Origin of the sequence: Xanthomonas nasturtii (assembly GCF_001660815.1) — a bacterium.
GTDB classification, from domain to species: domain Bacteria; phylum Pseudomonadota; class Gammaproteobacteria; order Xanthomonadales; family Xanthomonadaceae; genus Xanthomonas; species Xanthomonas nasturtii.
Genome location: NZ_LYMI01000013.1, coordinates 45,048 through 69,890 on the forward strand (window position 1 = coordinate 45,048; position 24,843 = coordinate 69,890).

General features: G+C 66.2%; 14 protein-coding genes and 2 pseudogenes. 13 read left to right on the plus strand and 3 right to left on the minus strand.

Annotation, left to right across the window (positions count from 1 at the left end; translation table 11 throughout):
- Positions 1–358 precede the first annotated feature (358 nt).
- The 3 genes and pseudogenes from A7D16_RS06665 (at position 359) to A7D16_RS06675 (ending at position 7,510) form a co-directional block, all read left to right on the plus strand.
- A pseudogene (locus A7D16_RS06665) lies at positions 359–5,212 on the plus strand (PAS domain S-box protein).
- Positions 5,209–6,144 carry a diguanylate cyclase domain-containing protein gene (locus A7D16_RS06670; protein ID WP_064631036.1) on the plus strand — a complete coding sequence of 312 codons (936 nt, stop codon included), beginning with the start codon at positions 5,209–5,211 and terminating at the stop codon, positions 6,142–6,144. Before A7D16_RS06665 ends, A7D16_RS06670 begins: the two are co-directional and overlap by 4 nt.
- Before the next feature lie 94 nt (positions 6,145–6,238).
- On the plus strand, positions 6,239–7,510 hold the full coding sequence (locus tag A7D16_RS06675) for an MFS transporter (RefSeq protein ID WP_064631038.1): 1,272 nt from the start codon (positions 6,239–6,241) through the stop codon (positions 7,508–7,510).
- 234 nt (positions 7,511–7,744) lie between these two features.
- Here the strand turns inward: A7D16_RS06675 and A7D16_RS06680 are convergent, their stop codons facing one another.
- The 3 genes from A7D16_RS06680 to A7D16_RS06690 all read right to left on the minus strand — a co-directional run bounded on the left by A7D16_RS06680 (position 7,745) and on the right by A7D16_RS06690 (position 11,824).
- On the minus strand, positions 7,745–9,043 hold the full coding sequence (locus tag A7D16_RS06680) for a diguanylate cyclase (protein WP_064631040.1): 1,299 nt from the start codon (positions 9,041–9,043) through the stop codon (positions 7,745–7,747).
- 85 nt (positions 9,044–9,128) lie between these two features.
- Positions 9,129–10,448, minus strand: coding sequence for an NAD(P)/FAD-dependent oxidoreductase (locus tag A7D16_RS06685; protein ID WP_193395447.1), 1,320 nt, complete (start codon positions 10,446–10,448; stop codon positions 9,129–9,131).
- The gene (locus A7D16_RS06690) at positions 10,445–11,824 is read right to left on the minus strand and encodes a glutamine synthetase family protein (RefSeq protein ID WP_064631043.1); all 1,380 of its coding nucleotides are present in this window, start codon (positions 11,822–11,824) and stop codon (positions 10,445–10,447) included. The genes A7D16_RS06685 and A7D16_RS06690 overlap by 4 nt, the downstream gene beginning before the upstream one ends.
- Positions 11,825–11,968: 144 nt before the next feature.
- On the opposite strand from A7D16_RS06690, the gene A7D16_RS06695 reads away from it, so the two are divergent.
- The 10 genes and pseudogenes from A7D16_RS06695 (at position 11,969) to A7D16_RS06740 (ending at position 24,688) form a co-directional block, all read left to right on the plus strand.
- The gene (locus A7D16_RS06695; protein WP_064631045.1) at positions 11,969–12,724 is read left to right on the plus strand and encodes a gamma-glutamyl-gamma-aminobutyrate hydrolase family protein; all 756 of its coding nucleotides are present in this window, start codon (positions 11,969–11,971) and stop codon (positions 12,722–12,724) included.
- Between the two features lie 6 nt (positions 12,725–12,730).
- The gene (locus A7D16_RS06700; RefSeq protein WP_064631047.1) at positions 12,731–14,116 is read left to right on the plus strand and encodes a glutamine synthetase family protein; all 1,386 of its coding nucleotides are present in this window, start codon (positions 12,731–12,733) and stop codon (positions 14,114–14,116) included.
- 231 nt (positions 14,117–14,347) lie between these two features.
- Positions 14,348–15,705: pseudogene (locus A7D16_RS06705) on the plus strand (aspartate aminotransferase family protein).
- Positions 15,706–15,914: 209 nt separating this feature from the next.
- Complete coding sequence (locus tag A7D16_RS06710; RefSeq protein WP_064631049.1) at positions 15,915–17,030, plus strand: polyamine ABC transporter substrate-binding protein; 1,116 nt, start codon at positions 15,915–15,917, stop codon at positions 17,028–17,030.
- A 244-nt stretch (positions 17,031–17,274) separates the two neighbouring features.
- Positions 17,275–18,471, plus strand: coding sequence for an HlyD family secretion protein (locus tag A7D16_RS06715; protein ID WP_064631051.1), 1,197 nt, complete (start codon positions 17,275–17,277; stop codon positions 18,469–18,471).
- Entirely contained in the window at positions 18,468–20,054 is a 1,587-nt protein-coding gene (locus tag A7D16_RS06720; RefSeq protein ID WP_064631053.1) for an MDR family MFS transporter, read from the plus strand. The genes A7D16_RS06715 and A7D16_RS06720 overlap by 4 nt, the downstream gene beginning before the upstream one ends.
- 4 nt (positions 20,055–20,058) lie before the next feature.
- A complete protein-coding gene (locus A7D16_RS06725; RefSeq protein ID WP_064631055.1) occupies positions 20,059–21,549 on the plus strand; it encodes an efflux transporter outer membrane subunit in 1,491 nt (496 codons plus the stop codon).
- 255 nt (positions 21,550–21,804) lie between these two features.
- Positions 21,805–22,935: an ABC transporter ATP-binding protein gene (locus A7D16_RS06730; RefSeq protein ID WP_064631056.1), complete on the plus strand. Its 1,131-nt coding sequence runs from the start codon at positions 21,805–21,807 to the stop codon at positions 22,933–22,935.
- Positions 22,932–23,843, plus strand: coding sequence for an ABC transporter permease subunit (locus A7D16_RS06735; RefSeq protein ID WP_064631058.1), 912 nt, complete (start codon positions 22,932–22,934; stop codon positions 23,841–23,843). Before A7D16_RS06730 ends, A7D16_RS06735 begins: the two co-directional genes overlap by 4 nt.
- Entirely contained in the window at positions 23,840–24,688 is an 849-nt protein-coding gene (locus A7D16_RS06740; protein ID WP_064631059.1) for an ABC transporter permease subunit, read from the plus strand. The genes A7D16_RS06735 and A7D16_RS06740 overlap by 4 nt, the downstream gene beginning before the upstream one ends.
- Positions 24,689–24,843 lie beyond the last annotated feature (155 nt).

Here is a 24,843-nt window from a genome sequence, read left to right on the forward strand (position 1 = left end):
CTGCGACAGAGCCGTGCCTCTGGACTGATCACGCCCGCGCCACCTGACCGGACCCTGGCGATGCCAGGGCATCTTGCGGCATGCGCTGCCCCCGTTCGGGGCCTTCGATCCGTCGCGCGTGCACGCCGATGCTTCCGTCCCGGTGTCGCTGAGTGGCTGCATCGGTGCACCGCCCAACCCCAACGGAATCGCGGTCGCGTCCGCTTGGCGGCTTTTTCTGCGCATTATTTTCGTTGTCGCGATCAAGTTCGCAGCCGGCGCGCCGATCTGGGGAATACGCCGCATGGGCGTGCGCCAGGCGTGCCGCGGCGATGTCGCTGCAGCGGTAATGGCGATAGATCGAGGGAGGACGGAACCGATGATGCGTTTGTTGGCTGCCAACCGCAGAGCGCTGCGTTGGGCAGTGGTGGTGCTTGCGCTGGGCGCGGTGCTCACCACCGTCACCGCGCTGGAGCTGCGCCAGGTCAACGCGCGCCGCGCCCAGGCGCAGCTGGCAGCCTCGGCGCAGGCCACATTCGATCAGATCCAGGAGTTGCTCAATCATTACCAGTACGGCCTGCGCGGCATGCGTGGGGTGGTGCTCACCGCCGAGGAGCACCTGGACGGTGCAAAAATGCTGCGCTACAGCCGGAGCCGCGATCTGGCGCGCGAATTTCGCGGCGCCCGCGGTTTCGGTGTCATCCGCCGCGTGCCCGAGGCCGAGCAGGCGCGTTTTGTGGCCGCCGCCCGCGCCGCCGGGCAGCCGGATTTCCGGATCCGCATGCTGACTGCGCACCATGGCGACCGCTTTGTGATTCAGTACATCGAGCCGGTGCAGACCAACGCTGCGGCGGTCGGTTTGGATATCGCCTCCGAGTCCAACCGCCGCCAGGCCGCTTTGGCCGCAGCGCTGAGCGGCGAGCCACGGCTGACCGGGCCGATCACCCTGGTTCAGGCCGGCGGCCACCCATCGCAATCGTTCCTGATGCTGTTGCCGGTCTATCGCGGCGGAGCAACCCCGTCCACGCCGACGCAGCGCCGCGACGGGCTGGTGGGCTGGACCTACACGCCGCTGCTGATGACCGAGGTGATGCAGGCGCTGCGGTTGGACCCGCAACGGTTGCAGCTGCGCCTGAGCGATGTGGATGCCAGCGGGGCGGCGGTGCCGTTCTACAGCAATCGCACCGCCGCCGCGCCGACCGTGGTGGCCAGCACCTGGGTGCAACGCGATGTCATGGGGCGCCGCTGGCGCCTGGACATGCAGGCCAGCCCGGCCTTCGCAGCAGCGGCGCAGGTGTTGCCGGTCAGCGGCGTGCTGAGCATCGGCCTGCTGCTGAGCGTGCTGACGTCGGCCCTGGCCGGCGCACTGTGCAGCGGCCTGGAGCGCCGCCGTCAGGCCGCGCGCGGCCAGGCCGATCTGCTGGCGGTGGTGCAGAGTTCGGCCGACAGCATCATCGGCAAGACGTCCGAAGGCGTGGTGCATAGCTGGAACCGCGCCGCCGAACAGTTGTTCGGCTATAGCGCCGAGCAGGCCATCGGCCGTCGCCTGCTCGACCTGATCGTACCGGAGCATCTTCATCACGAAGAGCATGCGGTGCTGCAGCGGATTTCCCGTGGCGAGGAGATTCCGCATTTCGAAACGGTGCGTCGGCATGCCGACGGCCGCCTGCTGGACGTGCTGGTCAGTGTCTCGCCGATCCGTGGCGCCGATGGCCGCCTGATCGGCGCTTCCAAGACCGTGCGCGACATTTCCGAGCAGAAAGCTGCGCGTGCCCAGATCCTGGCGCTCAACGCGAGCCTGGAAAACCAGGTGACCGCGCGCACCGCAGAGTTGCAGCGCAGCACGCTGATGCTGGAGGGCGTGCTGAGTGCGGCTTCGGAGGTGTCGATCATTGCTACCGATCCCAGCGGTTCGGTCACGCTGTTCAACACCGGGGCCGAGCGCATGCTCGGCTACCAGGGCGAGGAGGTCGTCGGCCGCGCGAGCATCTCGCTATTCCACCTGCCCGGGGAGGTGGACGCACGCGCGCGCAGTCTGACCCAGGAGCTGGGCAGGCCCGTGGAAGGTTTCCGCGCATTCGTGGAGAAAGCCGAGCGCGACGGCGCCGACACCTACGAGTGGACATATGTGCGCCGCGACGGCAGCACGCGTCAGGTCAGTCTGGTGGTCACTGCCATCCGTTCCGAGGACAACGCCATCGCCGGTTATCTCGGCATCGCGCTGGACATCAGCGAACGCAAGGCGGCCGAACGCTCGCTCGCGCGCAGCAACGCGATGACCCAGGCGATCCTGGACACCGCAGTCAATCCGATCATCACCATCGATACTTACGGCGGCGTGCGTTCGTTCAACAGTGCCGGGGAGCGGGTGTTCGGTTATGCGGCCAGCGACGTCATCGGCCAGAACGTGCGCATGCTGATGCCCGACGTCTACGCCGGCCGTCACGACGCCATCCTGGAGCGTTACCGCCAGTCCGGCGCCGGACAGCCGACCGGCATCGACAACGGCCGCGAGGCGCTGGCCAGGCGCAAGGACGGCAGCGAGTTCCCGGTCGAAATCAGCCTTGGCACGATGTGGGTGGACGGCCAGCGTCTGGTGGTCGGCGTGATCGCCGATATCACCGAGCGGCATCGCCAGCGGCAGGCGCTCACCCGCGCGCGCGACCAGCTTGCGATGGCGGCCGATGCCGCGGAACTGGGGATCTGGACCTGGATCCCCGGCACCGACGCGCTGGAGTGCAATGCGCGCATGTGCGAGATGTACGAGTGGCCGCCTAGCCTGTCCGAGCGCGGCCTGTGCTACTCCGATTGGCGCTGCATGGTGCACCCGGACGATATCGACCGTACCGAGCAGAGCCTGCAGGCCGCGATGGAAGGGCGCGGTGTCTACGATCCGGTCTTCCGCGTATTGCGCAGCGACGGCGGGGTACGGCATATCCAGGCCGGAGCGCATACCGAACGCGATGCGGAGGGCCGTATCACGCGGGTCATCGGCATCAACCGCGACATCACCTCGCAGCTGGAGGCCGAACAGGAGTTGCGCCTGGCCAAGGCGCGCGCCGACGAGGCCAGCGAAGCCAAATCCTCGTTCCTGGCCAACATGAGCCACGAGATCCGCACCCCGATGAACGCGGTGCTGGGCATGCTGCAACTGCTGCAACGCACCGGGCTGGATGCGCGCCAGGGCGATTACGCCGGCAAGGCTCAGAAGGCCGCCACGTCTCTGCTCGGCCTGCTCAACGACATCCTGGATTACTCCAAGATCGAGGCCGGCAAGCTGCAGCTGGATCCGCATGGGTTCCGGCTGGAGGAGTTGCTGCGCGATCTGTCGGTGGTGCTGTCGGGTAACCATCACCGTCCCGAGGTCGAAATCGCCTATCAGCTGGATCAAGGAATTCCCGACCGGCTGGTCGGCGATAGCCTGCGCTTGCAGCAGGTACTCATCAACCTGGCCGGCAACGCGCTCAAATTCACCCAGTACGGCCATGTGCTGTTGCGGGTGGAATTGCTGGCCATCCACGCGCAGGCGGTGACGCTGCGCGTGGCGGTGGAAGACACCGGGATCGGCATCACCGCCGAGCAGCAGTAGCGGATTTTCCATAGCTTCACCCAGGCCGAAACGTCGATCAGCCGTCGGTTCGGCGGCACCGGGCTTGGCCTGGTGATCAGTCGCCGCCTGATCGGCCTGATGGGTGGCAACCTGCAGGTGGACAGCACGCTCGGGCAGGGCAGCCGCTTCTGGTTCGACCTGCAGCTGGAGTGCGAGACGCCGGCGTTGCAGTTGCCTGCCCGCAGCAGCGATGCAGCCCGGCACCTGTTGCTGGTCGACGATAGCGCGCTGGTGCGGGAGGTACTTGCCGAGGGTCTGGTCGCGCAGGGGTGGACGGTGGCGGCGGTGGCGTCCGGCGAGGCTGCAGTGACGCACGCGGTCGAGGCGGCTGGCAGCGGCCGGCCCTTCGATGTGGTGCTGATGGACTGGCGCCTGCCGGGCATGGACGGGATCGCGGCGGCGACGCGCATCCGCGAGCGCTGCGGCCGTCATGTGCCGCCGGCGATCCTGATGCTCACCGCCTACCAGCGCGAACTGCTGGCCGAGGCCCAGCGGCACGGCGAGGTCCCCTTCGTCGATCATCTGGTCAAACCGGTCACGCCCCGGCAGGTGATCGACGCGATCGAACAGGCGTTGCGCACCGACCCGCCGCCGGTGCCGGTGCCTGCGCTCCCGCAGCGTCTGCAGGGGCTACGCGTGCTGGTGGTGGAAGACAATGCGCTCAACCGTCAGATCGCCGACGAGCTGCTGCGCGGCGAAGGCGCCTGGGTGGCGCTGGCCGAGGACGGCGAAAAAGGCTTGCAACGCCTGCGCGAGGGCCCGGGGGTGGATGTGGTGGTGATGGACATGCAGATGCCGCATGTGGATGGATTGGAGGCCACCCGGCGCATCCGCGCCGATGCGCGCTTTGCCGCACTGCCGATCCTGGCCATGACCGCCAATGCCGCCAGCAGCGATGTCAGTGCCTGTCTGGAGGCCGGCATGGATGCGCACATCGGCAAGCCGGTCGACCTGGAGCGCATGGTCGATGCACTGCTGCGGCTGAGCGGTCGAAATGCCGCAGCGGTACCCGGCGATGTCGAGGCGGATGCAGCGCCACCGGATACGATTGCGCTGGATGCGGTGCTGGCGCGCTTCGGCCAGAATCGCGCGTTGCTGGCGCGCATGCTCGACACCTTCGACACCGACCGTCACGCAATGCTGGAGTGCCTGCACACCGCGCTTGCCGACAACGACGCCGCCGCCTGTGCCGATGCCGCGCATGTGCTCAAGGGGACGTCAGCGACACTTGGGGCCGATCGTCTGGCGCTTGCTGCATCGGCGCTGGAGCAGGACGCGCGTCGCGGCCGCCTGCCGGCGGCGGGGACGCTGGACGCGCTGGCGGGCCTGGCCGATGGCGAGCTGCGTGCCTTGCGCGAGGCGCTGGCCCACAGCCACTCCCAACTCGACAGCGCCGCCATGGCGCCGGCCGATGGCTCGGCGGACACGGTGCGGCACTTCCTGGACGTGCTGGCGCCCATGCTGCGTGCCTCCAACCTTCACGCGCTGGACCTGCTTGCGCAGGCGCCGGTTGCCATCGCCGGCGCGCAGGCTGCGCGCTATCTGCAGTTCCGCCAACAGGTGCAGCAGCTGCAATTCGACGCCGCGCTGCGCACGCTGGACGATTTGATGGAGCATCTATGAGCCTGTTCGATACCTATCGCCGCCTCGCGCCCGACGGCCGGCGTCCTCGCGTGCTGGTCGTGGACGACCAGCCGATCAACATTCATGCGCTCAACGAGCTGTTGCGCGAAGACTGCGACGTGAGCATGGCCCTGGACGGGCAACGGGCGCTGCAACTGTGCCGGGAGCAGCCGCCGGACCTGGTGGTGCTGGACGTGGTGATGCCCGAGCTGGACGGCCTGCAGGTCTGTCGCCATCTGAAGGCCGATCCGGCCACGGCCGACATCCCGGTGATCTTCGTCACCGGCCAGGACACCCCGGAGGAGGAAGTGACCGCCTTGCAGGCCGGTGCGGCCGATTTCATCAGCAAGCCGATGCAACCGGTGGTGGTGCGTGCAAGGGTGCAGAACCAACTGGTGATGAAGTTGCAGAGCGATCTGTTGCGCGCCATGGCCGCGCTGGATGGGCTGACCGGCGTTGCCAACCGACGCCGCTTCGACGAGGCGTTGCAGCTCGCCTGGAAGAACTGCCAGCGCGAGAACCGACCGTGCGGGGTATTGATGATCGATGTCGATCATTTCAAACGCTACAACGACCATTACGGCCACCTGAGCGGCGATGCCTGCCTGCGCGAGGTCGCCCGGCAGTTGGCCGGCTGCCTGGCCCGTCCGCTCGACCTGCTGGCGCGGTATGGCGGGGAGGAATTCGTGGCCTTGTTGCCCGACAGCAATTCCGACGGCGTGCGCGAAGTGGCACGGCTGATGCTGCAGGCCATCGCACAGTTGCGGCTGCCACATGCCGACTCGTCGGTGGGTCCCTGGCTCAGCGTGAGTATCGGCGGCGCATCCATGCTGCCGACGCCGGCACTGTTGCCTGCCACGGTGCTGGCCCACGCCGATACGCAGCTCTACCAGGCCAAGCAGGAAGGCCGGGCGCGCGCCTGCGTGGCATGAGGTCAGCTGCGCGGATCGTTGTCGGCAGAAACCATCCGCATGATGTCGCGGCCAATCTGACAGAATCGATGGCCTGTCCGACGATCCGCTTCGCATGACATCTGCCGTGACTTCGCACAATTCCCCCGCGCGCGTGCTGTTCGCCAGCCTGATCGGCACCACCATCGAGTTTTTCGATTTCTACATCTATGCCACCGCAGCAGTGCTGGTGTTCCCGACGCTGTTCTTTCCCGCCAGCGATGGCAGTGCGGCAATGCTGCAGTCGTTGGCGACCTTTGCAGTGGCGTTTATCGCGCGGCCGGTGGGCTCTGCGGTGTTCGGGCACTTCGGCGACCGGGTCGGGCGCAAGGCCACGCTGGTGGCAGCGCTGCTGACGATGGGCCTTTCCACGGTGGCAATCGGCCTTTTGCCCAGCTACGCGCAGATCGGCATGGTTGCACCGGCGTTGCTGGCGTTATGCCGCTTCGGCCAGGGGCTGGGTCTGGGCGGCGAGTGGGGCGGGGCGGTGCTGCTGGCCACAGAGAACGCGCCGCCCGGCAAACGGGTGTGGTACGGCATGTTTCCGCAGTTGGGCGCACCGCTGGGGTTTCTGTTGTCCACCGGTACGTTTCTTGGCATGGGTGCGGTGCTGGACGATGCGCAGTTCATGCAGTGGGGGTGGCGCGTGCCGTTCCTGGCAAGTGCGCTGCTGGTGCTGACAGGCTTGTGGGTACGCCTGAGCATTACCGAGACGCCGGATTTCCAAAGGACGCTGGACCGCAACGCGCGCGTCAAGCTGCCGCTGGGCACGGTGGTCTCGCAGCATTGGCCGGCATTGATCGTCGGCACGCTGGGTGCATTTGCCACCTTCGTGCTGTTCTATCTGATGACGGTCTTCGCGCTCGGCTACGGCACCAAGACACTGGGCTACGACAAGGAACAGTTCCTGTTGTTGCAGATGGCCGGCATCGTGTTTTTTGCATTGGGCATTCCGCTCTCGGCCAAGTTCGGCGACCGCCACGGCGCACCGTTGGCGATGATGCTGGCCAGCATCGCCATCGTGGCATTCGGGCTGGCATTTGCGCCGTTGTTTCAGGCCAATCACCCGTTGCAGGTGCTGGCGTTCCTGGCACTGGGATTCTTCTTCATGGGCCTGACCTATGGCCCCTGCGGCACGCTGCTGGCCGAGCTGTATCCCACCGAGGTGCGCTACACCGGTGCCTCGCTGTCGTTCAATCTGGCCAGCATCCTGGGCGCAGCGCCAGCGCCGTATGTGGCCACGCAACTGGCGGCCAGCTACGGCGTGCAATCGGTGGGGTATTACCTGGGCGGTGCCGCCGTGTTGAGCCTGGTTGCGCTGATGGTTGCACGGCGTTGGCAGCGTTGACCGCAGATCGCTGCGGGTTTCATCGCTCGTGCGGATCGTGCGGCAACGCGACGGTACGCGATGCAGCGCTATCGATGGCGCTGCGCCGTGACATGTCCACGCTGTGCCGATGCTGATGATCGAACACCGCCATCCCGGCGTGGCGCTCGTCCTGTAACGCGCTGGTCTGGACCGAGACATGCGACAAAGCACGTCATCCACGAGAGCCGGTTTCGGCCAGTAGATGACGCAGGATCAGCCTGCCAGACGCACCTGGTTACGGCCGCCGGCCTTGGCCAGATACAGGTGCTTGTCCGCTTCGTTCAACAGATGGTGCAGCGACTGGTCGCCTTCGCTGGCGATGCACACGCCGATGCTCACCGTCATGCTCAGGGTCTCTTCGCCAACGCGCACGCGCAGCGCGCTGATGCGTTCGCGCAGGGTTTCGAAATAACTGCTGGCGTTGGCGACATCCAGCCCCGGCACCAGCAGGCAGAATTCTTCGCCGCCGAAGCGGGCGACCAGATCCTGCGGCCGCGCGTGCCCGGACACCGAAGCGGCCACCGCACGCAGCGCCTGGTCGCCGGCTTCGTGGCCCCAGGTGTCGTTGATGTGCTTGAAGTGGTCGATGTCCACCATTGCCGCGGTCACCGTCTGGTCCTGCGACAGCAGCTTGGGAATCACCCGCTGGCTTTGTTCCAGGAAATAACGCCGGTTGGGCAGGCCGGTGAGGAAGTCGCGGGTGGCCAGATCCTGCAATGTGCCGATCAGTTCCAGCTGGTCCACGTTTTGCGAAACGCGGCAGAAGAATTCTTCGCGCGAAAAGGGTTTGCGCAGGAAGTCGTTGGCGCCGTTCTTCAGAAAGCGCGGGATCAGCGACGAATCGTTGTTGCCGGAAATGCCGATCACCGCCACCTTGTCGCGTGAGCGGATCGCGCGCAACCGGCGGGTGAATTCCACGCCTTCCATTCCAGGCATTTCCTGGTCGACGATGGTCAGGCGGATGCCGGGGTCGCGTTCGATCGCTTCCAGCCCGGCAGCGCCGTCGGCGGCCAGGACCACGCGGTAGCCGTACATCGACAACAGCGCAGCGGCATAGGTGCGTGCAGATAGCGAATCGTCCACCACCAGGGCGGCGATCCGGCGATTGCGCTCCAGGCGCTGCACCAGCCAGGCCAGGTATTCGATGCTGCCCGGTGCGTTCTTCAGCACGTAATCGATGATCTGCTGCTGCAGCACGCGCTGGCGCAGATCTTCGTCGTACACGCCGCTGACCACCACGGTGGGCAGTTTGCGCGAGAGAAAGAATTCCACGACCTTGTCGCGGTCGCCGTCGACCAGCACCAGGCCGGTCAGGACCAGAAACCAGCCATCCTCTTCGTCGAGCACCCGTGCGGCTTCGGCCAGGGTCGAGACGACCGTGACCGGCAGTTCCACGCGTTGCTCGATGGCTTCGCGCAGCATGCTGGTGAACGTGCGGGAGTTCTCCACCAACAGCACACGCTGCGGCAGAACTGCACTTTCACTATTGCGATGTAGGGTACCTGGGGACATCGGGTGGCCGTTACGAATCGAACCGTCAGGTCAGCTAACGGCTCTGCTCGCCAAAACTTGAGCGCTGCGTTCCAGAGTGCGCCGATCACCACAGCGCATCGCGCAGCCGATACCAGCTCATCGCCGCCACCAGCAATGGGGTCCGCAGCCGCTGCCCGCCAGGGAACGGGCGATGCGGGATGCGTTCGAACACGTCCAGGCGGCGGCTCTGGCCGGCGATGGCCTCGGCGATGACCTGGCCGGCCAGCCCGGTGGCGGCCACCCCATGCCCGGAGAAGCCCTGCGCGAAATACAGATTGGGCGCCAGCCGGCCCCAGTGCGGGGCGCGGTTGCGCGAAATATCCACGTAGCCGCCCCACAGCGTCTCCAGCGGCACATCGTGCAGCTGCGGAAACACCGTGTGCATGCGCCGGGTCATCAGGCGCTGCAGGCCCGCAGGCGGCCGCGAGGAATAACTGGCACGGCCGCCGAACAGCAGCCGGTGGTCGGCGCTGAGCCGGTAGTAATCCAGCGCCCAGTTGGTGTCGGCCACTGCCATGTCGTTGGTGATCAGGGCCCGCGCACGCGCTTGGCCCAGCGGCGGGGTGGCGCCGACATAAGTGCCGACCGGCATGATGCGCTGCTCCAGCTGCGGTGCGATGCCGTGCAGCAGGGCATTGCCGGCAAGCACCCCGAAGTCGGCCGCGACGCTGCCGTGGGCGGTGTGCATCGTCACCTGTGTGCCGGCGTGCTGGCGGGTCACCGCGGAGTCTTCGTAGATGCGCACGCCGGCCGCCAGTGCGGCACGTGCCAGGCCCAGCGCATAGGCCAGCGGATGCAGATGGCCGCTAGCGGGGTCGAACATGGCGCCCAGGTACAGCGGGCTGTCCAGCACCTGGCGGGTGCGGGTGCGGTCCCACCATTCCAGCGGGTAGTCGTAGCGTTCGGCCATGCGCGCGATGCCGTGCTGCAGCGCGTGTCCCTGGCGCGGCTTCAGCGGAACATGCGCATGGCCGTCGCGCCAGTCGCAGGCGATGGCATGGCGTGCGATGCGTGCGCGCAGCAGGCGCATGCCGTCGCGCGAGAAATCGAACAGCAGGCGCGCATCGTCGTTGCCGACCAGCGCTTCCAGCGTCTCCTGCTCGCAACCGTAGCCGACGAGGGCCTGGCCGCCATTGCGTCCGGACGCGCCCCAGCCCACGCGTCTGGCTTCCAGCACGATGACCTTGTAGCCGGCCTCGGCCAGCGCCAGCGCGGCGGTCAGGCCGGTATAGCCGCCGCCGAGGATGCACACATCGGCGTGCTCGGCACCTTGCAGGCGCGCCTGCAAGGGCAGGGCCGGCGCGCTGCGCGCGTACCAGCTGTCCGGATAGCCGGTGTCCGGTGGTGCGCGTTGCGGCAGTGGCGCGTGCGGGCGAGCCATCACACGGTGCGCAGGTACCGCGCGTAATCCAGATCCGGCACCAGCGCCTGGTAGTCGAGCAGCTCGCGTTGCTTCTGCTGGCCGAACACGTGCTGGAACTGCGTGCCAAGGTGCTCGCCAATGAAGTCGCTGCCACCAAACGCATCCACCGCGGCTTGCCAGGTGCGCGGGGTGAACAGCGATTGCGCATACGCATTGCCGGTGATGGGCGCGCTGGGTTCGGCCGGCTGCCGCAGGCCGTCCAGCATCGCGGCCAGCACGGCTGCAGCGGCCAGATACGGGTTGGCATCGGCGCCGGCAATACGGTGCTCGATGCGGGTGTTGTGCGCATCGCTGTGCGGGATGCGCAGCGCCACGGTGCGGTTGTTGAAGCCCCAGCTCGCATCCAGCGGCACGAAGGCATTGCTGACGAAGCGCCGGTAACTGTTGGCATGCGGGGCGAACACCAACAGCGAGGCCTCCGCGTGCCGCTGCAGCCCGGCAATGGCGTGGCGCAGCGCGTCTGCAGGCGCGTTGGCAGTGCTGGCCAGCACATTGCGCCCGGCGCCATCGAGCAGGCTCACATGCAGGTGCAGGCCGCTGCCGGCCTGGCCGGGGAAGGGTTTGGCCATGAAGCTGGCCAGCTTGCCCTGCTGCTGCGCAATCGCCTTGATGGTGCGCTTGAGCAGAATCGCCTCATCGCAGGCGGCCACCGCATCGGCGCGATGCTGCAGATTGATCTCGAACTGGCCGGGCGCGTATTCGGCCACCGCGGTATCGACTGGAATGCCTTGCTGCCGGCAGGCCGCAGCTACCGCATCGGTGAAGTCGCGCTGGTCGTCCAGATCCTGCAGCGAATACACCTGGGTGCTGTCGCTGCGCTCGCCGGTGAGCGGGTCGCGCGGGGTCTGCGGGCGCCCCCGCGCATCGGCCACCGCATCGAACAGATAGAACTCCAGCTCCACCGCAATCACCGGGGTCAGGCCGAGCGCGCCAAACCCCTGCAGCACGCGCTGCAACACCGCACGCGGGGCGACCTCGAACAGGCCGCCCTCCGGGGTGTGCATCGCCAGCAGCAACTGCGCCATCGGCCGCGGCGCCCACGGCACCGGGCGCAGCGAGCCTTCGACCGGCCGGCAGATGCGGTCGGCATCACCGATGGCGTAGCCAAGCCGGGTTTCTTCCACGGTGTTGCCGGTGATGTCGGTGGCGATCAGCGACATCGGCAGGCACACGCCATCGCGATAGACCTTGTGCAGCGCACCGGCGCTCACGCGCTTGCCGCGCAGCACACCGTTGGTATCGGGCAATAACAGATCAACCGACTCGCAACCTGCGATGCGAGAGAGTGTGTCTGCATCGGCAGCGGGCAGGGACGCGATGGAGGTCTCGGAAGCCATGGGCAACACCTGCGAAGTCGCCGCGCAGCGTAGCAAAGCGCGCGTGAGCAATCGCAGCCGCAGCGACGTGCGCCTGGCAATGCCGGCGGTGGCGCGGTAAGTTCGAACGTATCATCGTTCACCCCTACGCATCGGATTCTGCGCATGGCTGTCGTTCCGTTGGTCGGCCTGCCGACCGATCGCATCCTGCAGGGGCCGCACCCGTTCCTGGCTGCCGGCGAGAAGTACATCCGCGCAGTGGCCGAGGCCGCCGCTGCGATGCCGGTGCTGTTACCCAGCCTGCAGCCGTCACTGGATGCACGCGTGTGGCTGGGGCGCCTGGACGGGCTGCTGCTGACCGGTGCGGTCAGCAATATCGAGCCGCATCACTACAGCGACGCGCCCAGCTGGGAGGGCAACCCGCACGATGCGGCGCGCGATGCCACCAGCCTCGGGCTGATCCCGCAGGCGCTTGCGCGCGGCCTGCCGGTGCTGGCGATCTGCCGCGGCCTGCAGGAGGTCAACGTGGCGCTGGGCGGGCGCCTGCATCAGCGCGTGCATGAGGTGCCCGGCCTGGCCGACCACCGCGAAGACCGAACCGCATCGCTGGACGTGCAATACGGCCCTGCGCACCCGGTGCGGCTGCAGCCCGGCGGGTGGTTGGCCGGCATGAGCGACGCGACCGACGTGCAGGTGAACTCGCTGCACGGGCAGGGCATCGCACGCCTGGCCGATGGCCTGCTGGTCGAAGCCACCGCTCCCGACGGCCTGATCGAAGCCTTCCGCGGCCCCGGCCCGGGCTTTCTGCTCGCGGTGCAGTGGCATCCGGAATGGCGTGTCACACAGCATCCGTTCTACCGTGCCATCTTCCAGGCCTTCGGCGAGGCCTGTCGCCAATACGCCGCGCAACGCGGCAAGTGAGGTTGCATGTCCATCCGCACACGTTCGCGCAAGACCCCGCCCAAGCAGCCGGAGAGCGCGCTGCGCCGCTGGCTCAAGGAACGCAGCATCACCGAGGTGGAATGTCTGGTGCCGGACATCACCGGCAATGCGCGCGGCAAGATCATTCCGGCCGACAAGTTTTCGCATGACTACGGCACGCGTTTGCCGGAAGGCATCTTCGCCACCACCGTCACCGGCGACTTCCCGGACGACTATTACGCGCTGACCTCGCCCTCGGACTCGGACATGCATCTGCGCCCGGACGCCAGCACCGTGCGCATGGTGCCGTGGGCGGCCGACCCCACCGCGCAGGTTATCCACGACTGCTACACAAAAGATGGGCAGCCGCACGAACTTGCCCCGCGCAACGTGCTGCGCCGCGTGCTGGAGGCCTATGCGCAGGTCAAGCTGCAACCGGTGGTGGCGCCGGAGCTGGAATTTTTCCTGGTGCAGAAAAATACCGACCCCGATTTCCCGCTGTTGCCGCCGGCAGGGCGCTCCGGGCGCCCGGAAACCGCGCGGCAGTCGTATTCGATCGACGCGGTCAACGAGTTCGACCCCATCCTGGACCTGATGTACGACTACTGCGATGCGATGGAACTGGACGTCGATACCTTGATCCACGAATCCGGCGCCGCGCAACTGGAAGTCAACTTCACCCACGCCGATGCGCTGTCGCGCGCGGATCAGGTGTTCCTGTTCAAGCGCACCATGCGCGAGGCCGCGCTGCGGCACGGCGTGTATGCGACGTTCCTGGCCAAGCCAATGGAAACCGAGCCCGGCAGTGCGATGCATATCCACCAGAGCCTGCTGCATGCCGGCACCGGCAAGAACGTGTTCAGCGGCAAGCGCGAGGGCGGCTTCAGCGACACCTTTGCGCATTATCTGGGCGGCCTGCAGAAATACATTCCGATGGCGATGGGCTTGCTGGCGCCCAATGTCAATTCGTACCGCCGGCTGATGTTTGGCGAGGTGTCGCCGAGCAATGTGCTGTGGGGCTTCGACAACCGCACCTGCGGGCTGCGGGTGCCGATCGATGCGCCGCAGAACATGCGGGTGGAAAGCCGCTTCGCCGGCTCCGATGCCAACCCGTATCTGGCGATGGCGGCGACGCTGGCGTGCGGGTTGCTGGGCATTCGCGAAAAGCTCGAACCGACTGCGCCAATCAGCAGCAATGGCAAGGAGCAGGGCTACGATCTGCCGCGCTCGTTGGGAGAAGCGCTGGATGAGCTGGAAGGCTGCGACGCCTTGCAGGAGATGTTGGGGCGGCGCTTCGTGCGAGCCTATATCTCGGTAAAGCGCAAGGAGTACGAAACGTTCTTTCGCGTGATCAGTTCGTGGGAGCGGGAGTTCTTGTTGTTGAATGTCTGAGGCGTTCGAGTCGCCTGGTGTGGTGCACACGATTCCCTTCTCCCATCGGGAGAAGGTGCCCGAAGGGCGGATGAGGGGACCGCCTATAACGAAGCCTAACGCCTCGCGCGTTGGACATTGCGCACGGCCTCGTCTGCGCGTTTCCACGCCCGGTTCGGCGCGTGCAACCGAAAGCACCTTTGTGCGTGGCGATCGACCGTAGACTGCACGTACCCCGCAGCCGGAGTGGCCATGGATCCGCAAGCACTGAAGGCCTTGCAGCAGCTCGATGCGGCCCATCATCTGCATCCGTTCAACGACAACGCGGTATTGGCGCAGAAGGGCACGCGCATTCTGACGCGCGGTGAGGGGGTGTACGTCTGGGATGCCGATGGTAACCAGTTGCTCGATGCGTTTGGCGGCTTGTGGTGCGTCAATGTGGGCTACGGGCGCAAGGAACTGGCGCAGGCGGCGGCGCGGCAGATGGAGCAGCTGGCGTACTACAACAGCTTCTTTCAGTGCACCACCGAGCCCACCATCCAGTTGGCGGCGAAGCTGGCAGAGCTGGCACCCGGCGATCTGAATCATGCGTTCTTTGCCAACTCCGGGTCGGAGGCCAACGACACCATCCTGCGCCTGGTACGCCATTTTTGGGCGGTGCAGGGGCAGCCGCAAAAACGCATCTTCATCGGCCGCCATGACGGCTATCACGGTACCACCATGGCCGGGGCCAGCCTGGGTGGCATGCAGGGCATGCACAAGCAGGGCGGCTTGCCGATTCCGGATATCCACCACATCTGCCCGCCATATCACTTCGGCGATGGCGGGGAGATGGACCCTGAGGAGTACGGGTTAGTCGCGGCGCGTCGCCTGGAAGACAAGATCCTGCAGCTCGGGCCAGATAACGTCGCCGCTTTTATCGGCGAGCCGATCATGGGCGCGATCGGCGTGTATATCCCGCCGCGCAGTTACTGGCCGGAAATCGAGCGGATCTGCCGGCGCTACGACGTGCTGCTGGTGGCCGATGAAGTGATCTGCGGGTTCGGGCGCACCGGCGCGTGGTTCGGCGCGGACTACTTCGGTTTTCAGCCCGATGTGATGACGCTGGCCAAAGGCATTACCTCCGGCTACATCCCGCTGGCGGCGGCGATGTTCAACGATCGCGTGGCCGGCGTGCTCAAGACGCAAGGCGGCGAGCTGGCGCACGGTGGCACGTATGCCGGGCATCCGGTGTGCGCGGCAGTGGCGTTGGAGAACCTGCGCCTGCTGCAGGACGACGGCATCGTGGAGACCGCGCGCACGCAGATTGCGCCGTACCTGGCGCAGCGCTGGGCGAACACCGGCTGGTGGGCGAGGCGCGTATTGCCGGGCTGGTCGGGGCGCTGGAGCTGGTGCCGGACAAGCTGCGCCGCGGGGCGTATTTCCCGGGGCGTGGACGGGTAGGGGCACTGTGCCGCGATTTCGCACTGCGCCGCGGGCTGATCCTGCGCGCGACTTACGATGCCATGCTGCTGTCGCCGCCGTTGATCATCACCTGCGAGCAGGTGGATGAAGTATTCGACAAGGCCTGGGCCGCGCTGGACGACACCGCGCAGGCGCTGGGCAGATAGCGCAAGCTGCCGCCCGCCGGCGGCAAGGGAACACATCGGTGGCGGCCTTACGCAAGTACCGATGGCATCCGGGCACCAGCCGCGTTCGCCAGGAGGCCAGACACGCTGTGCCGGCCCGGTGCGCTGGGCAAACCCGGGCGGGGTGAGTAGGCTGGGCACGCCACCGGCGCCGACACCGGCTGCCCCACCGCGCTGCCCTGGAGACCCACATGACGCTGCGACTGCTCGCCCTGACGCTGTCCATCACCCTGTTGTCCGGCTGTGGCGGCGGTGGCGCGCCCGGCAAGACCGACGCGCAGGCCAAGGTGCTCAACGTCTACAACTATTCGGATTACATCGCCGAAGAGACCATTCCCGCATTCGAGAAAAGCACCGGTATCAAGGTCACCTACGACGTGTTCGACAGCGACGAAATGGTGGAAACCAAGTTGCTGGCCGGCGGCAGCGATTACGACGTGGTGGTGCCCACGCTGAACTTCTTCGGCCGGCAGATTCAGGCCGGTGTGTTCCTGCCGCTGGACAAGAGCAAGATCCCCAACCTGGTCAATCTGGATCCGGACGTGATGCGCCGCATCGCCGCGCAGGACCCGGACAACGCCTATGGCGTGCCGTACATGATCGGTACCACCGGCATCGGCTACAACGTCGACAAGCTCAAGGCGATCTTCGGCACAACCGATGTCGCCAACAGCTGGGATCTGGTGTTCAAGCCGGAGAACCTGTCCAGGCTCAAGGACTGCGGCGTGACCATCCTGGACACGCCCTCGGACATGATTCCGATCGCGCTCAACTATCTCGGGCTGGATCCGCACAGCAGCGTGCCGGCCGAAATCGAAAAGGCGGCCGCGCTGATCAAGACCATCCGCCCGTATGTGCAGAACTTCCACTCCAGCCAGTACGTGACCTCGTTGGCCAACGGCAATACCTGCCTGGCGGTGGGTTGGTCGGGCGACATCATCCAGGCGCGCGACCGCGCGGTGGAAGCCGGCAACAACATCAAGGTGGCGTATGCGATTCCGAAAGAAGGCGCGCCGCAATGGTTCGACATGCTGGCCATCCCCAACGACGCCAAGCATCCGGAAAACGCCTACGCCTTCATCAATTACCTGCTGAAGCCCGATGTGGCCGCGGCAAACACCAACTTCATCCACTACGCCAACCCGGTGCGTACCGCCACACCGCTGGTGGATGCGGCGATCCGCAACGACCCCACCATCTACCCGCCGCCGGAGGTGACCGCCAAGATGTTCACCTACGCAATCAATCCGCCGGAAGTGGACCGGCTGTATACGCGGCTGTGGACCGAGATCAAGACCGGTCGGTAAGCCGCTGCGTGCGTCACCGCGGAATCGGCCGGGTCGCTGCGCCAGCGTAGCGACGATCCTGCACCGCAGTGCCGCCATCTGGCAAAACCGACGCATCGCGCGGGGCAGTCCGAGTGGCAGCTGACTGGCTCATCACGCAATCTGTACCGGGCGGTTCAAATAATTATACGGTTGCGCCGCCTCGTCGGAGCCGCTGATGCGGCCGCTGCATGGCGCGCTTGGCCCATTACACAGGACGCATCCTTTGAGCAACCACGACCATCAGTCCAATGACGGCCAGGCTTCGGCCACGGATGCGCAGGGCGCGCGCGACGAGCAGGAGCCACCCAAGCCTTCGCCATTGAAGAACCCCAAGGTGAAGTGGACGCTGATTTTGGTGGGCGTGCTGGTGATGATTCTGCTGGTGGTGTGGCTGGCCTATTACCTGATCAAGGGCCGCTACATGCAGGACACCAACAACGCCTACCTGCAGGCCGATTCGGTGGCGGTGGCGCCGCGTGTCAGCGGTTACGTGACCAAGGTGATGGTGGGCGACAACCAGATCGTGGACGCGGGCCAACCGCTGCTGCAGATCGACGACCGTACCTATCAGGCCACCCTGCAGCAGGCCGAAGCCGCCATTGCCGCGCGCCAGGCCGATATCGCCGCCGCGACCGCCAATGTCTCCGCGCAGGAATCGGCGCTGGTGCAGGCGCGCACCCAGGTGACCGCGTCTGCGGCCAGCCTGAAGTTCGCCCAGGCCGAAGTGAAGCGCTTCGCACCACTGGCGGCCTCTGGTGCCGACACCCACGAGCATCAGGAGAGCCTGCAGCACGACCTGGCCCGCGCACGCGCCCAGTACGACGCCGCGCAGGCGCAGGCCAAGGCGGCCGAAAGCCAGATCCAGGCCAGCCGCGCGCAGCTGGAGCAGGCGCAGGCCGGAGTGAAGCAGGCCACCGCCGATGCCGACCAGGCCCGTGTCGCGGTGGAAGACACCCGCCTCACCAGCCGCATCCACGGCCGTGTCGGCGACAAGACCGTACAGGTTGGCCAGTTCCTCGGCGCCGGCACCCGCACCATGACCATCGTGCCGCAGGAATCGCTGTATCTGGTCGCCAATTTCAAGGAAACCCAGGTTGGCCTGATGCGTCCCGGCCAACCGGCCGAGATCGAGGTCGATGCGTTGTCCGGCGTGAAGCTGCACGGCAAGGTCGAAAGCCTATCGCCCGGCACCGGCTCGCAGTTCGCCTTGCTGCCACCGGAAAACGCCACCGGCAACTTCACCAAGGTGGTGCAGCGCGTGCCGGTGCGTATCCGCGTGCTGGCCGGTGAAGAGGCGCGCAAGGTGCTGGTGCCGGGCATGTCGGTCGAAGTCACCGTGGATACGCGCTCGGCCAAGGACGCCAAAGAGCGCGCCGAAAAAGAATCCGACCGCGTGCAGGAGCAGGAGCGCGCGCAGTGAGTGCAGCGGCCGCCACCGGCCAGGGTGCCGGCGGCAGCGTCCAGCGCGAGACGGCCGAGCCGGGCGCATGGTTAGCCGTGCTGGCCGGCACCATCGGCTCGTTCATGGCCACGCTGGATATCTCCATCGTCAACGCAGCGCTGCCCACCATCCAGGGCGAGGTCGGCGCCAGCGGCACCGAGGGCACCTGGATCTCTACCGCGTATCTGGTCGCCGAGATCATCATGATCCCGCTGACCGGCTGGTTCGTGCGCACGCTGGGGCTGCGCAACTTCCTGCTGATCTGCGCGGTGATGTTCACCGCGTTCTCGGTGGTGTGCGGGTTATCCACCTCGCTCACGATGATGATCATCGGCCGCGTGGGGCAGGGCCTGGCCGGCGGTGCACTGATCCCGACCGCGCTGACCATCGTGGCCACGCGCTTGCCGCCCAGCCAGCAGACCATGGGCACGGCGTTGTTCGGCATGACCGTGATCATGGGCCCGGTGATCGGCCCGCTGCTTGGCGGTTGGCTTACCGAAAACGTCAGCTGGCACTACGCGTTTTTCATCAATGTGCCGATCTGTGTGGGCCTGGTGGCGTTGCTGCTGCTTGGTTTGAAGCACGAGAAAGGCGACTGGGCTGGGCTGCTCAACGCCGATTGGCTGGGCATCTACGGGCTGACTGCCGGCCTGGGCGGGCTCACCGTGGTGCTGGAAGAAGGCCAGCGCGAGCGCTGGTTCGAGTCCAGCGAGATCAACATGCTGAGCCTGATCGCCTTGAGCGGGTTCATTGCGCTGGTGATCGGCCAGTTCCGCAAGCGCGCGCCGGTGATCCGGCTGTCGCTGCTGCTGCATCGCAGTTTCGGCGCGGTGTTCATCATGATCATGGCGGTGGGCATGATCCTGTTCGGCGTGATGTACATGATCCCGCAGTTTCTGGCGGTGATCTCCGGCTACAACACCGAGCAGGCCGGCTACGTGCTGCTGCTGTCGGGCCTGCCCACCGTGCTGCTGATGCCGATGATGCCCAAACTGCTGGAGGTGGTGGACGTGCGCATCCTGGTGATTGCCGGGTTGATCTGTTTTGCCGCGGCGTGCTTCGTCAATCTGTCGCTGACCGCCGACACCGTGGGCATGCATTTTGTCGCCGGGCAGTTGCTGCAAGGTTGTGGGTTGGCGCTGGCGATGATGTCGCTCAACCAGGCGGCCATCTCGTCGGTGCCGCCGGAGCTGGCCGGCGATGCCTCGGGCCTGTTCAACGCCGGGCGCAACCTGGGCGGCTCGGTGGGGTTGGCGCTGATCTCCACATTTCAGGAGCGCCGCATGACCTTCCATACCGAAACCATCGGCAGCGCCATCACCGCCAATGCCGCACGCGCGCAGGATTTTCTGGCTGGCCTGAGCGCGCAGATGCAGGGCAGCGCCGGTGCCGACGCGGCCAACCGCTCGATCGCGCAGCTGGCCCGGCTGGTGCAACAGCAGGCCCTGGTGATGACCTATAGCGATCTGTTCTGGATCTTCGGCGTGATCGTGGTCTGCACGATTCCGCTGGCCTTTTTGCTCAAGCCGTTACCCAAGGGGGCGCACCTTGCAATGCACTGATTCCATGCGCCTGATCCGCATGCGCCTGGCTGCGGCGTTGAGCACGCTGGTGCTCGGCGGCTGCATGCTCGGCCCCAACTACACCAAGCCGCCGGCCGTGGCCGATGCGGCGATACAGGCGCCGGCCCTGCATCGTGCCAGCGGCGCGGATGTGGTCGCCGCCGCACCGTTGAACCATTGGTGGGAGCAACTCAACGACCCGCAGCTGACCCAGCTGGTCACCCAGGCACTGGCCGACAGCCCCAACCTGCGCGCCGCGCAAGCGCGCCTGCGTGCCAACCGCGCGCTGGCACAGCAACGCCGCGCCGAACGGCTGCCCAAGCTCAATGCCAGCGCGGTCTACGCCTATGCCGAACCGCCGCAGACCATCGTCGATACGCTGGGCGGCCTGCAGCAAGGCCAGCCCGGGCAACCGCCGGCGACAGGCGATCAGGCGCTGGACCTGGACAAGACCCAGATCTATAGCGCCGGCTTCGATGCCAGCTGGGAACTGGATGTCTTCGGCCGCCGCCGCCGCGCCGCCGAAGGTGCGTTGGCGCAGGCGCAGGCCTCCGAGGCCGAGCTGGCCGATGCGCAGGTGCAGCTGGCCGCTGAAGTCGGGCAGGTCTATCTCAATTACCGCGGCTTGCAGGCGCGGCTGGCCATTGCCGATGCCAACCTGGACAAGATCCGCCAGTCGTTGCAGCTGGTGCAGCAACGCCGTGGGCAGGGCGCCGCCTCGGACCTGCAGGTCGAGCAGATTGCCACCCAGGTGCAGCAGCAGGAAGCGCAGCGCCTGCCGCTGGAAATGCAATCGCAGGAAGCGCTGGACCAGCTGGCACTGATGGTCGGGCGCGAACCCGGTGCGCTGGATGCGCAGCTGAGCGCGCCGCAGCCATTGCCGATGCTGCCCACCCAGGTGCGCGTGGACGATGCCGGCGCGTTGATCCGTCGGCGCCCGGATGTGCGCAAGGCCGAGCGCGAGCTGGCCGCCTCCAGCGCGCAGATCGGCGAGGCGCTGAACGGCTATTTCCCGCAGGTGAGTCTGCTGGGCGGGTTGAGTTGGGTCGCCGGCTCGCCGAGCGATTTCAATTCCGATGCGCTGACCACCCTGGCGGTGCCGATGCTGCGCTGGTCGATCTTCGATTTCGGCAAGACCCGCGCGCAGGTGGAGCAGGCACGCGCCGGCAATGCCGGGCGCGAGGCGGCGTATGAAGCGGCGGTGCTGGCTGCGTTGCAGGACGCCAATTCGGCGTTGGCGCGCTTCGGTTCGGCACGCAAGCAGCTGGTGGTCGCGCGCCAGGCCGAAGCCTCCGCCACGCGTTCGGCCGGGCTGATGCAGCAACGGCGCGATGCCGGCGCCACTTCGTCGATCGACCTGCTGGACGTGCGGCGCCAGCAACTGTCCGCGCAGGACGCCGCCGCGCAGGCACAGGTGCAATTGTTGGTGAACTACGTCGCGCTGCAGAAGAGCCTGGGCCTGGGCTGGAGCCAGGCGCCGCAGGAAACGCGCTGATTGCAGTTTTCGGTGCGAGCATCCACGCCTGGACGCCCGAGCCTGCCAGGGTTGTCACGGCGGGCCAGCAACGGCTTCGTGGCTCCATAGCAGACGCCGCCACCAGCGCTGGGGCGGTGACTTGCCCAGGGGCTGCTTCGATCGTCGCGCCGAGTCGCGATACCTTGAAACACGCGGCAGCCGACACATGCTTTTGCCATCATGGCGCGCAGGCTCTGCACACGGCGCCTGCGCGTGCCGCAATCGAGAGGAACCATGTCACTGACCGAGGCCTTGCCGCCATCTTCCAGCGCCGCAGGTGCCGGCTATCTGTCCATCAGCGAGGTCCGCAAGGAATTCGACGGGTTTGTTGCGGTCGACGATGTCAGCCTGCAGATCCGCAAGGGCGAAATCTTCGCGCTGCTGGGCGGCTCGGGCAGCGGCAAATCCACCTTGCTGCGCTGCCTGGCCGGGTTCGAGCGGCCCACCAAGGGGCGCATTGTTCTGGATGGTCAACCCATCGACGCGCTGCCGCCCTACGAGCGGCCGATCAACATGATGTTCCAGTCGTACGCGTTGTTTCCGCATATGAGCGTGGAGCAGAACATCGCCTTCGGGCTGAAGCAGGAAGGATTATCAAAGTCGGCAATCGTCGCCCGCGTTAGCGAGATGCTCGAGCTGGTCCAGCTGGGCAGCCTGGCCAGGCGCAAGCCGCATCAGCTCTCTGGCGGGCAGCAGCAACGCGTGGCATTGGCGCGCTCGCTGGCCAAGCGGCCCAAGCTGCTGTTGCTGGACGAACCGATGGGCGCACTGGATAAAAAATTGCGCTCGCAGATGCAGCTGGAGCTGGTCAACATCATCGAAACCTCCGGCGTCACCTGTGTCATGGTCACCCACGATCAGGAAGAGGCCATGACCATGGCCACGCGCATTGCGCTGATGGACCAGGGCTGGATCCAGCAGGTCGGCACGCCCGACGAAATCTACGAACAACCGGCCAATCGCTTCGCCGCCGAGTTCATCGGCTCGGTCAATCTGATCGACGCGGTCATCGCCGAAGACCAGCCGGATTACGTCAGCTTGAAGACGCCGGCCTTCGACGCGTGCATCCGCATCGGCCACGGCATCACCGGCTTCGAAGGGCAGGCGGTGGCATTCGCGCTGCGCCCGGAAAAACTCTCCATCGGCAAGGACGCGCCGGCGCAGGCCTGCAACAAGGCGCAGGGCGTGATCGAAGACATCGCCTATTTCGGCAGCCATTCGGTGTATCACGTGCGCTTGCCCAGCGGGGTCAAGCTGATGGCCAACTTCGCCAATCGCCAGCGCTGGGCCAGCGAAGCGCTGACCTGGGGCGATGCGGTCTGGGTGGGCTGGGGCGAGGACGACGGCGTGGTGCTCACCGCATGAAACGCTTGTTCCGCCGCGGGCTGCCGGGCGCGCGCTGGGGTGTGATCGGCGCGCCATATCTGTGGTTGCTGGTGTTCTTTGCGATCCCGTTCCTGATCGTGTTGAAGATCTCGTTTGCCGAGCGCGCCACTGCGATGCCGCCGTATACGCCGCTGTTCGCGTATGCAGCCGATGGCGCAGTGAGCGTCAAGCTGCATCTGGGCAATTATCTGGTGCTGTTGCGCGACAGCCAGTACGTGGCCGCGTATCTGAGTTCGATCAAGATTGCGGCCATTTCCACGGCGCTCGCGTTGTTGATCGGTTACCCGATGGCGTATGTCATCGCACGCCTGCCGCTGGCCACGCGCAACGTGGCGATGATGCTGGTGGTGCTGCCGTCGTGGACCTCGTTCCTGATCCGCGTCTATGCATGGATCGGCATTCTCGATGGCAACGGCCTGCTCAATCGGGCGTTGCTGGCGCTGGGCGTGATCAAGCAGCCATTGCAGTTGCTGTATACGCCCGTCGCCGCCTACATCGGCATCGTGTACTGCTATCTGCCCTTCATGGTGCTGCCGCTGTACGCCAACCTGGTCAAGCACGACAACCGCCTGCTGGAAGCGGCCTACGACCTGGGCGCGCGTCCGTGGCAGGCGTTTGTGCGCATCACCTTGCCGCTTTCGCGCAACGGCATCGTGGCCGGCTGCATGCTGGTGATGATTCCGGCTGTGGGCGAGTTCGTGATTCCGGAAATGCTGGGCGGCCCCAATACCTTGATGATCGGCCGGGTGCTGTGGGGCGAGTTCTTCAACAACCGCGACTGGCCGGTGGCCGCCGCCGTGGCCACGGTCATGCTTGTCTTGCTGATGGTGCCGATCGTGATCTTCCACCGCTACCAGCAGCGCGAGCTGGAAGGGCGGCTGACATGATGCGCGCTTCTCGCAGTGGACGTCTGCTCGGTGGCAGCGCACTCGCGCTGGGGTTCGGATTCCTGTATCTGCCGATCCTGTTGCTGATGGTGTACTCGTTCAATGCTTCGCGCCTTGCCACGGTGTGGGGCGGGTTCTCGACGCGGTGGTATGGCGAACTGCTGCGTGACCGGCAATTGCTGGACGCGGCCTGGATCAGCCTGGAAGTCGCGTTCTGGACGGCGTGCGCGTCGACGGTGCTGGGCACGATGGCCGCAATGGCGATGGTGCGCATGCGCGGTTTTCCAGGCAAGACCTTGTTCGGCGCATTGATCACCGCGCCGCTGGTGATGCCCGAGGTGATCATCGGCTTGTCGATCCTGTTGTTGCTGGTCTCGATGGGCGGCGTGCTCGGTATCGCGCCACGTGGCGCGGTGGCGATCTGGGTGGCGCATGTGACCTTCACCGTCTCGTTCGTGACGGTGGTGATTTCCTCGCGGCTGCAGGAACTGGACCGCTCGCTGGAAGAAGCGGCGATGGATCTCGGTGCCACCCCACTGAAGGTGTTTTTTTTGATCACCTTGCCGATCATCGCGCCAGCGCTGGCCTCGGGCTGGCTGCTGGCCTTTACCCTGTCGCTGGACGATGTGGTGATTGCCAGTTTCCTCGCGGGGCCCAGCTCCACCACCTTGCCGATCAAGGTCTTCGCATCGGTGCGTTTGGGCATCAGCCCGAAGATCAACGCGCTTGCCACGCTGATGGTGCTGGCGGTGTCGATTGCCGCAGTGATCGGCTGGTGGCTGCTGGCACGCAGGGAAAAGCGCCGCCTGCGCGATGTCCAATTGGCATTACAACGCGAAGGTTGAGGGCTGCGAGATGTCAGGCGCGTCGTTCGATGCGTGCAGCGCCTTCCTGCCTGTTCGGGCTGGTGCGCCAGGACCGCGGCGAGCGGTGCCTGCAAAGTGTAGGCAGCCGTGTGCACGCGAACACACTGTTGCAGCATTTTCAGGCGATTGTGACG

What these genes read in the sequence shown, in the direction of transcription:
- A7D16_RS06670 (WP_064631036.1), top strand. Translation starts at nt 5,209, where the DNA reads ATGAGCCTGTTCGATACCTATCGCCGCCTCGCGCCCGACGGCCGGCGT.
- A7D16_RS06675 (WP_064631038.1), top strand. Translation starts at nt 6,239, where the DNA reads ATGACATCTGCCGTGACTTCGCACAATTCCCCCGCGCGCGTGCTGTTC.
- A7D16_RS06680 (WP_064631040.1), bottom strand. Translation starts at nt 9,043, where the DNA reads ATGTCCCCAGGTACCCTACATCGCAATAGTGAAAGTGCAGTTCTGCCG.
- A7D16_RS06690 (WP_064631043.1), bottom strand. Translation starts at nt 11,824, where the DNA reads ATGGCTTCCGAGACCTCCATCGCGTCCCTGCCCGCTGCCGATGCAGAC.
- A7D16_RS06695 (WP_064631045.1), top strand. Translation starts at nt 11,969, where the DNA reads ATGGCTGTCGTTCCGTTGGTCGGCCTGCCGACCGATCGCATCCTGCAG.
- A7D16_RS06700 (WP_064631047.1), top strand. Translation starts at nt 12,731, where the DNA reads ATGTCCATCCGCACACGTTCGCGCAAGACCCCGCCCAAGCAGCCGGAG.
- A7D16_RS06710 (WP_064631049.1), top strand. Translation starts at nt 15,915, where the DNA reads ATGACGCTGCGACTGCTCGCCCTGACGCTGTCCATCACCCTGTTGTCC.
- A7D16_RS06725 (WP_064631055.1), top strand. Translation starts at nt 20,059, where the DNA reads ATGCGCCTGATCCGCATGCGCCTGGCTGCGGCGTTGAGCACGCTGGTG.
- A7D16_RS06730 (WP_064631056.1), top strand. Translation starts at nt 21,805, where the DNA reads ATGTCACTGACCGAGGCCTTGCCGCCATCTTCCAGCGCCGCAGGTGCC.
- A7D16_RS06735 (WP_064631058.1), top strand. Translation starts at nt 22,932, where the DNA reads ATGAAACGCTTGTTCCGCCGCGGGCTGCCGGGCGCGCGCTGGGGTGTG.
- A7D16_RS06740 (WP_064631059.1), top strand. Translation starts at nt 23,840, where the DNA reads ATGATGCGCGCTTCTCGCAGTGGACGTCTGCTCGGTGGCAGCGCACTC.